The sequence below is a fragment of the Larkinella punicea genome (genome assembly GCF_003334855.1).
Taxonomy (GTDB): Bacteria; Bacteroidota; Bacteroidia; order Cytophagales; family Spirosomataceae; genus Larkinella; species Larkinella punicea.
The window spans coordinates 22,679-36,545 of sequence record NZ_QOWE01000026.1; the positions used below are offsets into that span (position 1 = coordinate 22,679).

Annotated in this window: 8 protein-coding genes; 6 read left to right on the forward strand and 2 right to left on the reverse strand. The window is 53.6% G+C overall.

The window, feature by feature from the left end; translation table 11 throughout:
* Positions 1-29 precede the first annotated feature (29 nt).
* Both DUE52_RS26045 and DUE52_RS26050 read right to left on the reverse strand, forming a co-directional pair.
* Entirely contained in the window at positions 30-3,203 is a 3,174-nt protein-coding gene (locus DUE52_RS26045) for an efflux RND transporter permease subunit (protein ID WP_114409018.1), read from the reverse strand.
* Positions 3,204-3,655: 452 nt separating this feature from the next.
* A complete protein-coding gene (locus tag DUE52_RS26050; protein WP_114409019.1) occupies positions 3,656-8,299 on the reverse strand; it encodes a translocation/assembly module TamB domain-containing protein in 4,644 nt (1,547 codons plus the stop codon).
* A gap of 144 nt (positions 8,300-8,443) precedes the next feature.
* Between DUE52_RS26050 and tsaD the strand changes: the two genes are divergently transcribed.
* The 6 genes from tsaD to DUE52_RS26080 all read left to right on the forward strand — a co-directional run bounded on the left by tsaD (position 8,444) and on the right by DUE52_RS26080 (position 13,867).
* Positions 8,444-9,439: a tRNA (adenosine(37)-N6)-threonylcarbamoyltransferase complex transferase subunit TsaD gene (gene tsaD / locus DUE52_RS26055; RefSeq protein ID WP_114409020.1), complete on the forward strand. Its 996-nt coding sequence runs from the start codon at positions 8,444-8,446 to the stop codon at positions 9,437-9,439.
* 42 nt (positions 9,440-9,481) lie between these two features.
* Positions 9,482-10,321, forward strand: coding sequence for an MOSC domain-containing protein (locus DUE52_RS26060; protein ID WP_114409021.1), 840 nt, complete (start codon positions 9,482-9,484; stop codon positions 10,319-10,321).
* 42 nt (positions 10,322-10,363) lie between these two features.
* Positions 10,364-11,218, forward strand: coding sequence for a hypothetical protein (locus tag DUE52_RS26065; RefSeq protein ID WP_229312311.1), 855 nt, complete (start codon positions 10,364-10,366; stop codon positions 11,216-11,218).
* 40 nt (positions 11,219-11,258) lie between these two features.
* Positions 11,259-11,930 (forward strand): response regulator, encoded by a 672-nt coding sequence (locus DUE52_RS26070; protein WP_114409022.1) that lies wholly within the window; start codon positions 11,259-11,261, stop codon positions 11,928-11,930.
* Positions 11,931-11,940: 10 nt separating this feature from the next.
* The gene (locus tag DUE52_RS26075; RefSeq protein ID WP_114409023.1) at positions 11,941-13,296 is read left to right on the forward strand and encodes a sensor histidine kinase; all 1,356 of its coding nucleotides are present in this window, start codon (positions 11,941-11,943) and stop codon (positions 13,294-13,296) included.
* Positions 13,297-13,561: 265 nt separating this feature from the next.
* Positions 13,562-13,867, forward strand: coding sequence for a hypothetical protein (locus DUE52_RS26080; RefSeq protein ID WP_114409024.1), 306 nt, complete (start codon positions 13,562-13,564; stop codon positions 13,865-13,867).

Below are 13,867 nucleotides of genomic sequence, written 5' to 3' on the forward strand. Positions count from 1 at the left end.
GAAAGAGTTTCAAATGTATGGTTTATAGACTATAACCGGGTTGGTTTCTTGCCTGCTAAATAACTGAAAACCACCGGTACAAACAGCAGCGTAGTAAACGTCGCCAGGAGCAAACCGCCGATGACGGCCCGGCCCAGCGGAGCATTTTGCTCCCCGCCTTCGCCAATGCCCAACGACATCGGTAACATTCCGATGACCATGGCAATGGCCGTCATCAGAATGGGGCGCAAACGGGTTCGGCCCGCTTCCATCGCGGCTTCAAGGGCATTGAAATTGACGTCCGGCAGGTGATCTTTTGCAAAGCTAACCAATAAAATACTATTCGCCGTGGCTACCCCGACGCTCATGATGGCCCCCATCAGCGACGGAATGCTGAACGTGGTATGTGTCAGGAACAGGAGCCAGACCATGCCGCAGAGCGCCCCCGGAAGCGCCGTAATGATGATGAACGGATACCGGAACGACTGGAAATTGACCACCATCAGCAGATACACCAGAATGGCGGCAAAGACGATCCCGATGCCTAATCGTGAAAAAGCACTGTTCATGCTTTCTACCTGACCCCGAATCAGAATCTGATTACCCGGTTTTAGCTGGCTGCGGTATTCGGCCAGAATTTTTTCAATGCCATCGGAAACCGCACCGAGGTCTGTGCGTTCCACGGAGGCATAAATGTCGTAAGTGGGTTGGGTATTGACACGGTTGATGATGACCGGCGACAGTTTTCGCTCCACACGTGTAACGTTGCTCAGGAGCTGCGGAGTCGAGCGACCCTGACTCACCGCCATTGGCGTTTGCAGCATCTTATCGAGCGTATTCAGGCGATGGGGTGGTGTCTGAACGGCAATCAGATACGGAAAACCGGTCTGCGGATCGGGCCAGAAGTTGGGCGTCACCTGCGCGGTTCCGCTCATCGAAATCATGAGGTTCGTCGCAATTTTCTGCTCATTCAGACCCAGTTGACCGGCCCGCTCCCGGTCGACGTTGACAAACAGTTCCGGTGCGTCCAGCACCTGATGCAGGTGAACATCCACGGCTCCTGGTACCTGGGCAATTTTCTGCTGGAGTTCCCGGGCAATTTTGAGGTTATTCCCCCGGTCGAAGCCCATAACCTGCACGTCGATCGGTGCCGTTAACCCGAAGTTCAGAATCTGGCTGACGATGTCGGCGGGTTGGAAAAAGAAGGTGACATCCGGCAATTCTTCGCGGAAAAGCTGACGGAGTTTTCGGACATAGTCTTGCGTAGGGCGGCTTTTTTCGTCGTTCAGCGACACCAGCAGTTCGGCATCGGCGGGGCTAATCGACGAATTATCCGAAAAAATGAAGTTATACCGCTCGCTGGTCAAACCGATGTTGCTGATGATCGAACCCACTTCTTTGCCCGGAATCACCTCACGGACGAGCGCTTCGGTGCGACTGGCAATTCGCTCGGTTTCCTCCAGCCGACTCCCGGCGGGTGCCCGCAGGTGCAGCCGGAACTGCCCCGCGTCGACGCTGGGAAAAAAGTCGCGGCCAATGAAGGGAAGCATCGCCGACGTAAACAGCACAACAACGACAAATACCGCCAGGACGGACTTGCGGTGGCTCAACGCCCACTCCAGTGCTTTGAGGTAACGGTTTTGCAGCCGATCAAACCCCCGGTTGAAGCGAGTATGTAAATTCACCCTGTCAGCGCCCACCCTGTCAGCGGTCGAAGACCCTGACAGGGTGGGGGTGTGAGATTCCTCGCGCAGCATCAGATCCGCCATCATCGGCACCAGCGTCCGCGACAGGAGATAGGAGGCCATCATGGCGAAAACGACGGCCAGGGCCAGGGGGCCAAACAGAAACCGGGCGGGGCCTTCCAGAAACAGAACCGAGACGAAGACGATACAAATCGTCAGCGTGGCCACCAGCGTTGGCGTCGCAATCTGGTGGGCACCTTCCAGTATCGCTTCCCGAAGTGGCAGTCCCAGTTCTTCGTTGCGGTGAATATTTTCAATGGTAACCGTAGCGTCATCGACCAGAATACCGATGGCGAGGGCCAGACCGCCCAGGGTCATGATGTTGAGCGTTTCGCCCATCAAATACAAAACCGTCAGGGAGGCAAGGATCGAAAGTGGAATTGAAACCGCCACAATGAGCGTGCTGCGCCAGCTTCCCAGAAACAGCAGAATCATGACCGCCGTTAGCAAAGCCGCAATCAGGCCTTCGACCACCACGCCGTGAATGGACGCCCGAACGAAAACCGACTGGTCGAACAGGCCGACAATCTTCAGGTTGCTCGGCGCGGCTGCGCGCAGGGTCGGGATGATTTCATTCTGGATTTTATCGACAATGGCCGTGGTCGAGGCATTTCCGATTTTGACAATGCTCATCAACACGCCCCGACCGCCGTCCTGTTTCACGACGTTGGTCTGGATGGACGAACCATCGTGGACGTTGGCGACGTCGCGCATGTGGATGGTGACACCGTTGACGGCTTTCACCGGAATATCGTTCAGGGACTCGATCACATCCGGTTTGGTGTTCAGCCGGACCACATATTCACGTTCGGCCAGCCGCAACTGGCCGCTGGGCAACGTCAGGTTCTGGGCCGAAACCGCATTGACCACTTCTTCAGGTGTAACGCCCCGCGAAATCAGCAGATCGGGATCGAGATCAACCATGATCTGGCGCGTCTTCCCCCCGAACGGCTGGGATAAACGGCTGCCTTGCACGGTAGAAATCTGTGGTCGAATCCGGGTAACCCCATAGTCTGTGATTTGGGATTCGGTCAGACTATCGCTCGACAACCCCAATTGCAAAACCGGTACGTCGGTTGCATTATACCGGACAATCAGCGGGGGCTGGGTGCCGGGCGGCATTCGGACGCGAATCGTCTGGGCAATGGCCGTCACCTGCGACATGGCCTCCTCAATCTTGACTGAAGGCTGAAAATACACCTTCAATACGGCGGTGCCGTTATACGTCTGTGATTCCAGCCGCTGAATATCGCTTACGTTGTTGATGATCGCCGTTTCGCTGAAGTTCGTAATCATTTTCTCCATCTCGTTGGTCGACAGGCCCGTATAGCCCCAAATGACCGATACAACCGGAATGTTGATGCGCGGGAAAATGTCGGTGGGCATCTGCACGATGGAAACAACGCCCATAATCAGAATCAGCAGGGCCATCACGGCGATGGTATACTTTTTCTCAAGCGCTAAACGGACAATCCACATGACAGATAATCGGGAAAAGTAGAGGGCTACTTTGACTGAAAATTGAACAAATCGAAGGAGAGATGGCGCGGAACCGTATTGCTGTAACAACAGCTATTAACTTTAAAAAGGTTTCGGTAACTCTATAGATTTATGTAAGTTCTTCGTATTGCCAAATAATCTATGGTATTCTTTCCTTATAATCTTTACCATCGGTTTCAACCGGGGGCTACAAGATGAATCATCCCTCCGGGATGGGGTTTGGAAATCTATGACGAGTTAAAATCCCGTAGGGATGAATCATTTTGTAGCGGTGGGTTTTAACCCGCCGAATAATAGGCAACCAATACCGTAGAATAATCCCGTAGGGATGATCCATTTTGTAGCGGTTGTAACCCGCCGAAAGTAGGATAATAGAATGCAAAAAATCCCGTAAGGATGATCAATAGAACCGTTTTTTATACCCTAATTCATTACAATTGATGATCATCTCGCTCCCGAAGCGCGGAGGTAGCCCGGGAGGGAAGGGCCGGGGCGGTGGGTTGTCCGGGCGTCGTGGGAAGGGGTTGAATGCCGGGGCGGGGCGGCTCTGGAGCAGGGCCAAACAGCCGGTTGAACGAACGGGTGTACTGAATACTCATTCCGCCCCCGGTCGTCAGCGTTCCGTAGGTCGTGGCATTCAGCGAACCGAGCTGGTTCTGGTTGCGGTTATACATTTTCAACCGGAGCTGACCATCGGGCGAGAGCCAGTATTCCAGCGTCCATTCGCCGAGCAGACTGGCCACGCTGGTCTGGTTTTGTCCGTACGTAAAACCGCCATCCCGGCTGATGCGGAACCGGTCGTTAAAGCGGTACGAAAGTCGAACCTGGAGGTTATTGACCAGATTCTGGTCCAGACCATTCAGCGAAACGCCCACATCCAGGTTCTTATCCAGCGTGGAAGCCAGGCGGCTGATCTGGTTCGAAAGCAATTCGCTCAGGCTGTTGGTGAGTCCCGAACCCACCACATTGCTGCTCGTGGGCGAGGCCGGATCGATCAGGCCCAGGCCTTCGCCGGGAGCCAACTGGCTGAACAGCAGAATGCTGCTTACCTGACGGCCCAGTTCCTGATCGTTGCTTTGCAGGCGCGACTCAAAAGCCGCCACCGCCTGCCGGAAGTCCGGCTGTTGCGGGTATTCTTTGACTTTCAGATCGTAGGAAATATCCGGAGCCAGCAGCCGACCGTTTAAATTGATCAGCAAATCGACCGGGTACCGGCGGGTACGATCCGGGTTATTAGACGAATTGGACGAATAATACTGGAGAATCGGTGCCAGCGAAGCGTATTGCGTGTAGGCGGTTTTGACATCGACCATTGCTTCATACGGGTCGCCGGTCCAGGTGATGCGGCTGTTGGGCAGCATCTGAAACCGTTTGTTGATCACGTTTTCAAACGTGAAAGTGTATTCGCCCTGCTGAATTTCGTAGGCCCCCGTCATCGTGAAATCGCCTTTGGTGTCGATCCGCATTGCCAACTGACCGCTGCCGTAGGCCTTGATGATGTCGCCAGTTTGGCGGTCCAACTGAATTTCGCAGTAGGCGTCGGGCGTAATCGACAGGTTGAAATCCATCCGAATGCCTGACAGATCGACCTCGGGCTGGGTGTTGGCACTATCGCGATGGGCCGGATTGACGTTGATAAACCGGATCACTTCTTCCTGGGAAACCGAAGCCGCCTGGTCGAGCGGAATGTAAATCCGCGTTCCCCGGTTGCTGGTGACGTTGGCACGAATGGCCAGATTGTCGAATGGGCCTTCGATTCCCGCCCGCCCGCTCACCACGGCGGTGCCATAAAACTGGTCGTTGTCTTTGAGCGTCGTGTTCAGAATCTTGAAATTCTTCATGTCCACGACGTTCAGATCCACCGTAAAATACTTGAAACCGTCGTGAAATACCCCGCCCTGCAACGTGGCCCGCCCGCCGTTCAGATCCGTCAAAACCATGTTTTTGGCAACGATTTCACTGGGGCCAAAGTAGATTTTATCCGAAAAACCGAGATCTGCTTTCAGGTAATCAAGGGTCAGTTTTCCGTTGGTAATGTCGACCGTACCTCCCAGCACCGGGCTACCGGCTTTCCCTTTTATTGTAACAACTCCGGTGGCGGTTCCGCTGATGTTCGAGGCAATATCCTTGACAAACGGTTCTACCAGCCTTAGATCAGTACCTTCCATAACCGCTTTCAGGTCGAGGGGATTCGCGGCCGATTCACCCGGCGTATACATGCCGGTAATGGCCAGCACTTCGCGGTCGAGTCGCCGGATTCGGGTGTCCAGATTGATCCGGTTCAACTGGTCGAGCGTGCTGCGGTTGACGACATTGCCGATCAGAAAATCATTGTATTTCAGGGAATCAATGGTAATAGCTCCGTCCAGCAATGGCAAACCGTAAAGCCCCCGCACGGCCACTTTCCCGTTGGCAACGCCCGAAACCTTGGTTTTCAGCACCGGATTCAGGGTTTCCAGTAAGAAGTTCTTGGTCTCGATATCCAGCGTCTGTAACGAGTCCTGCGAAGCTTTTCCGCTGACCGAGATCAACTGGTTTCGGTTGGAAACCGCCAGATTCCGGACGGTAATTTCCGGCCCGACCACCCGGATCAGATTTTCGGGTGAAATCGTCCAGGTACTGTCCAGCAGCCGAAACTTCGAGCGTTCCAGTTCGATGTCGATGGCATCGCCCTTAAACGTCAGCGACCCGTTCAGATCGGCCCGGTTGGTGCTTTTCTGCTGTTGCAGACTGGTCGTGAAATCAATGTGGTTCACATCCCAGGAGGCTTCGGCCTGTAAGTTTTCGGTGGCCGCCAGCGAACCGAATTGTTGTTGGGTCGAATTGATGATCAGCGACGCCAGTACATCCGGCGAGTTGACGAACTTGGACGTATTGAGGTCGACGGTGCTTTTGTAAAAATTGTATTCATCAAATTTCAGGGTATCAATCGTGCCGTTCAGCGTCAGCAGTGAGGATTGATCGACCCCAAACCGGCCTTCCAGCTTTGTGTTGGGCGACACGTAAAGCGATGGATAAACGAGGGTGAGCAGGGGCTGCGAATTTTTCAGCAGGAAAGAATAATCAATGTTGTAGGGCGTAACCGACAGCGGTTTTCGCAGTTTTTCCTGGTAATAGGCGGCTAGCCCGGCGGCATTTCCGGCAAAATTAAGGCGGTATTCCTTCGCAATGCGGTTTAGATCGTCGGCGACCTGCGTTAGCTGAAAATTGCCTTTTAGGTCGGCGTCGAGGTAATCGGAATTGATGTTGATCGACCGTTCATTGCCGGTAATGGCCGACGACATGAACAGTGTGTCCAGCACCAGACTGCGTTTTCCGTAGGTGACAAACGTATTCAGCAGCCGGGCGTTGCCGACCAGTTCGTTGAGCGTGTTGCCCTGCAATTGAACATCCAGATCGCTCCGGACAATCAGGCTGTCGTCCAGCAGGTTCGTGGCCAGGAAATTCGCCTGTTGAACTGTGCCGCGCACATCGAACAGGTTTTTCGGTCCCCGCAGGTCAAAGGCCCCATTCAGGTTGAAGGTCAGGTTCGTGTCTTTGACGCTGACCAGCCCCCGGAAAAAAGACTGCTGTAAATTCCCCTGAACAACCAGGTTGCGGTAGTTGTACTTCTGAAAACCGACGCGGGTAAATTGCGCATTCAGATCGAGGGAACCGTCTTTGATGGTCAATCCGCGACCCACAAACTTGCCCTGCCCGTCGACCTTCTGCAGCAGATCCGGCTGGTCGATGAGCGAACCGACGTTGATGTCCGACAGCTTCAGATTGCCACTGTAGGTGGTCCGCTGATCGCCGTTCAGGTGCAGTGCGAGGTCTCCCGAAACCGTCCCAATGCCCGTTTTAAACGTTCCGACGGTTTTGAAATCGATGAAGCGACCGGCAAAGGTGGCGGCAAAATCGACCGTTCCAAGCTTTTTGGCAATGGAGTTGAAAGCCGAGTCGGAATAATACGGGCGAATGTCGGCCATATTGACCTGCGAAGGCTTGAATCGAAAATCGACCACGGTATTTTCGTCACTGTCCGGTAAGCCCTTGAAGGCCAGATCGCCCACCAGCCGACTCCGGAAGTTGGCGCCAAACCGGATGTCGGCGTTGGTTACTTTGAAATTCCGAATCCGACCCAAGTAATCGCCCGTTGCCCGGGCGACGTCAAAATTGGTGTTGAAATACGATGTAAACGGAGCCAGATCCTGCGCCCGAACGACGGCATTCCGCAGGTTGGCCCGCATCACAACTTCGTCGTTAAACTCGTTGAAAGCCGAAAAACTGTCGTACGAAAAAACCAGACGATTGCGAACCGTCGACCCATTGATGCGGGCAAACAGGCTGTCGAGCCGCATTTCCTTCGCACAATACAGGAACTTCGTATCGAGCCGGTGAATCCGTAGATTGGCCTGTTTTTCAAAGCCTTTCATGCGGCCGATGTTGACGGCAATGGTATCGCCCAGCAGCAGAAAGCTGTTCAGGTTGGCACTTAAACCGCTGACGAGAAAGTGGTTGTAGTCAAAAAGTCGCCCGCCCATCGTCGGTTTCCGCATGTCGTGGTACGTAAACTTTCCATCGACCAGGGTGGCTTTGCCAATGGTAAACGGGATATTCTGATTGGCGATGGACGGTTTGGTCGTATCGCGGGTCATCTCGTTGATCCGCTCCAGAAAGTCATCGATGTTCAGGTTGCCGGTTTTGGCGTCTTTCACCAGATCGACCTGGGGCTGGTAGAGCAGCACTTCATCCAGGTGAATATCGGTGGAGGAGTTGTTGATCAGCGTTTCGAGAGCGAGGGTAACTTCTAGTCGACCAACGCGGATCATCGGTTTCAGATCGCGGTTACGGATCGTGACTTCCTCCAGCGTAACCGAGTTGACCCAGACGTTGGGGAACGAAAAATTAATATCGATTTTTTGAATGTCGACCGGGAACAGCAGCTTCTCGGAAACCCGTTGGGCTGCGTAACGCACCAGTTTCGTCTGAACTGCCGGAATTTGCAGACTGACTCCCACAATTCCGACCACCAGCAAGACCACCAGAACGGTGTAGAGCAGGGTTTTGAGAAGTATGGTGAAAAATGAACGCATCCAGATGCAATGAACAATGACCGGTGAATAATGAATGACAATTCGTGCGTGTTGGTTCCAGACAGAAATCAGAAGGACCGCAAAAGGTTTTTCATTTCGGTCCGCCGACGCGGTTCATTGTCCATTATTCAGTAATTTTGAAAAATGACAATTTTGGCAATTGAATCTTCGTGCGACGAGACGTCGGCTGCTGTATGTGTTAACGGAAAAATACAATCCAATGTTGTAGCCACGCAGTTAATCCACGAACAGTATGGCGGAGTCGTCCCCGAACTGGCTTCGCGCGTGCATCAGCAACGGATTTTACCGGTCGTCGAACGCGCGCTGCATGAAGCAAATATACAGAAAAACGCGCTAAATGCGGTAGCTTTTACGCGCGGCCCGGGTTTATTAGGGTCACTTTTGGTCGGCACATCGTTTGCCAAAGCCCTGGCCCTGGCGCTGGATATTCCGCTCATCGAAGTCCACCACATGCAGGCCCACGTTCTGGCTCATTTCATTGACGAACAGGCCATTCCGCAGTTTCCGTTTCTGTGCCTGACCGTCAGTGGCGGACACACGCAAATTGTACTCATCCGGGATCATCTGGACATGGAAATTATTGGCCAAACCCAGGACGATGCCGTGGGGGAAGCTTTCGATAAAACCGCTAAACTGCTCAATCTGCCTTATCCGGGTGGCCCGCTCATCGACCGGTATGCACAGCAGGGCAACCCGCTGGCCTACCCGTTTCCGGAGGTCGAAATGCCGGGACTGGATTTTTCGTTTAGTGGCATCAAAACCGCCTTTCTGTATTTCCTGCGCGACCGTGTGAAAGCCAATCCGGATTTTATCGAACAGAATCTGCCGGATATTTGCGCCAGCATTCAGCACACGCTCATCAAAATTCTGCTGACCAAACTGCGGAAAGCCGCCCGGCAAACCGGCATTCGGGAAATTGCACTGGCGGGTGGCGTTTCGGCCAATTCCGGGTTGCGGACATCGCTGGCTGAACTGGGGCAGCAGAAGGGCTGGAACGTCTATATTCCGAAGTTCGAATACTGTACCGATAACGCAGCTATGATTGCGATGGCAGCCCATTTCAAGTATTTGAAGGGTGAATTTACGTCGCAGGAAGTGAGTCCGCTGCCGCGTTGGTAAAACGGTTTTGCTACCCATCGAACACCGCCTTACCTTTGACGCATGAACACACCTGTTTTAAAAGAAATCCGGATTTACCCCATCAAATCGCTGGGCGGTATTTCGCTTTCTGAAGCCGTGGTGGAACCGAAAGGCTTCCGCTACGACCGCCGATGGATGCTGGTGAAACCCGACGGGACATTTCTGACGCAACGGGAAAATACCGTCATGGCACTGGTTGAGGTTGAATTGACCGACCGGCATCTGCGGGTTTACCACCGCCATCGCCCGGATGACGTGCTGGAAATTCCCCTGGGAAAAACGACGCAAGAATCCCTGATGGCGTATGTGTGGGATCGTCAGGCCATTGATTCACTGGTCGTTAGCCCGGAAGCGGATGCCTGGTTTAGCCGACTGCTCGGTTTTTCGTGCCGCCTGGTCTACATGCCCGATGACTCGCTCCGGCCGGTCGATCCGAAGTATGCCCAGCCTGATGACGTCGTCAGTTTTGCCGACGGTTTTCCGTATCTGGTCATCAGTACGAATTCGCTCGATGAACTGAACCGCCGGGTGGAACAACCGCTCGAGATGGTTCGTTTTCGGCCCAATCTGGTGGTAGAGGGCGTTTTGCCGCACGACGAAGATACCTGGTACCATTTCAAAATTGGCGAATTGACGTTCTACGGCGTAAAACCCTGTGCCCGCTGCGTGCTGACAACCATTGATCCGGTTTCGGGCCAAAAGGGAAAAGAACCGCTCAAAACGCTGGCGACGTACCGGAAGCTGGACAGCAAAATCCTGTTCGGCCAGAATGTGCTGGCTGAAACGACGGGACTCCTGCGTGTTGGCGATCCCGTCACGATCCTCGAACAACGACCGGCCCGACTGCCATTTTCTCATTAATTTATTTTTGTTCCACCCCTGAGGACGGGACAAAACCAGTATATGAAGTTCTTTTACTCAATTAAACACCTGCTGCAAAAAGCGCACTACCTCAGTCTCGATGTGGTGGCCGGCGCGGTGATTTCCCATATCATGGTGGCGCGTTTGCCCGACGGCCACCAGCCGGTTGGTTGGGCAACAACGGTTTTACTGGCGATTTGTGTGTTTGTTATTTATGCCGCCGACCGCCTGTACGATGTCCGGAAGGGTTTGGCGGTTAACGCACCGCTAACCCATCGTCACCGGTTTCATGCTGATAATCAGGTTGTATTACTTCGAGTTCTGGTTGGGCTGATTGGGGTTTCCATCATTTTGATGTTCTGGTTACCCCGGACGGTGTTGTGGTTTGGGGCCGGGCTGGCACTGGTTTCCGGGGCTTACGTCTGGGGTGTCTCGCGTTTGTCGGGTTACAATGCCCGGCTGGCGTGGAAAGAACCGGCGGTGACGCTCGTCTATACCATCGGCGTCTGGGGCAGCTCGTGGGCTCAAAAACCAACCATCGGCTGGTCCGAAATCGGGTTGGGAATTTTGTTTCTGCTCATCGTTTTCCAGAACCTGCTGCTGTTTTCGGTGATGGAAGCCTACGAATTGCCAGACACCTCCTACTCGCTGGCGACGATCTGGGGCTTCGACCGGAGCGATGTGGTGCTGCGGACGCTGACGGTGGTGATAACGGTGTTGGCACTCGTGATTTTTTTCATGGCCGACGACCGGTTTGCCCAGCGGGCGGCCATTATTCAGGGCATGATGAGCGCCGTGCTGTATACCATTCAGCGGTATCCGAACCGGTTTTTGGTCAACAATCGCTACCGTTGGATCGGCGACGGCGTGTTTTGGCTACCGGGTTTAATTCTTTGAAAGCCCGGTGTCTTGTAAACTACTCAACTGATAAACGCTGATGAAAATCCTGCTTGTTGAAGATGAAGAGCGGCTGGCTTCTTTTATCCGCAAAGGAATATCGGCCGAAGGTTACGAAGTTGAAGTTGCTTACGATGGACGGGCCGGGCTGGACCTGTTTCGGCGGGAGATTTACGATCTCATCATCCTGGATGTCAACCTTCCGCAAATCAACGGTTTTGAGTTGTGTCGTCTAATTCGCTCGGAAAATGAGACAATCCCCGTGTTGATGCTCACCGCGCTCGACAGTCTGGCCGACAAGTCGGACGGTTTTAACGCCGGGGCCGACGACTACCTGGCCAAACCGTTTGAGTTTCAGGAACTGCTGCTGCGGCTTCGGGCGTTGACGCGCCGGAGTGGCTCCCGGCCAAAGCAAATCCTCCGGCTGGCCGATCTGGAATTGAACCTGGACACCAAAACCGTGACCCGGGCGGGAAAGCGCATCGACCTGACCACCCGCGAATACGCCCTCATCGAATACCTCATGCTCAACAAAGGGAAAATCATCTCGCGGGTAGACATCAGCGAACGGGTCTGGAGTCTGAATTTCGACACGAACAGCAACGTGATCGATGTGTATATCAGCTACCTGCGCAAAAAGATCGACAAAGATTTTTCGCCCCGGTTGTTGCATACCATTGTTGGAATGGGGTACGTTCTCCGGGAGGATTAATCCGATAGGTATGCTGATTCGAAACCGCCTGACGATCGTTTTTACACTGCTGGCTACGGCCATCCAGCTCACGCTGTCGCTGCTGGTGTGGTATTTCTATTCGCTGTACCGTCGGGAGGAGTTTTACAGCCGGCTGGAGTCGAAAGCCCGCGTTGCCGGACGTCTGCTGATTTCCCGGCGACATCTCCACGATGACTTTTTTAAAAACATGGTGCGTACCGACTTGCTCACCATCGTGGAGGAGCAAATCAGCATTTACGATCAGCGGCACAATCTGGTCTTTACCAACCGGACGCTGAAAGAATCGGAGTACTACAAAGAAAAAATACCGCTCCTGACCACCGAATCGCTGTTTGAATTCAAAAGTGGTCACCTCGAATCGATCGTGATTCCATACCGGCATGGCGGACAGCTCTTTTACATTTTTGCCTCGGGTTATGACCGGATCGGCCTGGCCAAACTCGGAACGCTGCAACAAATTCTGTTGCTGGCCAATCTGCTGGGGTTTGCGCTGATCGTGCTGGCCGGGTGGTATTTTTCAGGTGGCGTGCTGAAACCGATTGCCCAGATTGTGGATGAGGTGGAGCAGATTACCGCCCGGCAACTGCACAAGCGGGTTCATGAGGGAAACCGCCGGGATGAAATTGCCCAGCTTGCCATGACGTTCAACCAGATGCTGTTTCGGCTTGAAGATGCGTTTGTCTCCCAGCGCAGCTTTGTCGCCCACGCATCGCACGAACTGCGCACCCCGCTCACCAACACCCTGGGTACGCTGGAAACCTCCCTGCGGTATGACCAGAACCCCGCCGACTGGCGCGAGAGCATGGAAGTGGCGGTTGAAGAACTGAAAAAAGTGATTGCCCTGACCAACGGGTTGCTGGGCCTGGCCAAAGTGACCGATGGCCCCGTTGCCCTGACCGCCGTTCAGGTGGACGATTGCCTGCTCAACGCCATTGAGCATGTACAGGCCAAGTATCCGGGCCAGAACCTGAACCTGCAATTCAGGGCGGATGAGGAAGAATCGTTTACGGTGAAAGGCAACGCTACCTTGCTGACAACGGCTTTCCTGAACGTGCTTGACAATGCCTGCAAATATTCCAGCGAAGCGGTTTCGGTGCATTTGCAAGTCACAAAAGACCAAATTACCGTGACCGTTGCCGACCAGGGGCGCGGCATCACCGAAACCGATGCCGCTCACATTCTTGATCCGCTTTACCGGGGTGGCAATGTCGATGACGTGCCGGGCTACGGCATTGGCCTGGCCATCACGCAGAAAATCATTGATTTGCACCAGGGGGTTCTCCAGATCACCTCCAACGTAAACCGGGGGACTTCAGTGACGATTCAGTTGCCCGGCTTGGGGTAGGTTGAGTGAATGCGTCTGAAAAATATCCTCTCTGAAGTATTAAATAGAATTATTTTAAGATGTCGTAACTTCTATGAGTGTGGTAGGGATCGTTGAGATAAGCATAAAAAGCTTCTTTCTGTTCAAATTTTGCCCAGGGTCCGAGCTTACTCCTCAAACGGCCTGATTGGCCATATTAAACTTTTCTTCGATCTTTTAATTTCCTTCTCACACCGTTCTAATGTTACGGAGCGTGCTTTGTGCCAATCTACGATAGACACAAGCGATGCAGCGCCGGACTTTTCCCTCGATTTTGCTTTACGGCTTTGGACTGGCCCTGGCGCTCTCCCTGGTGTTCAATGGATTTCTGCTGTATGAGCAAAGCCGCCAGCGAATGATTTACGAATATGAATTAGGCAACTCGATTCCTCCGGTCGATCTGGTGGTTTGGCAACAGCAACTTTTGGACTGCAAACGGACCAACCAGCAGAAAGACAGCCTGATTCGGCAATTGGCACAAGGCCCCAACGCACCGCCGGGTCAGATCGTCACCCCTCAGCATCCCCTTCAAACCAGTAACGTGAAAAAATAG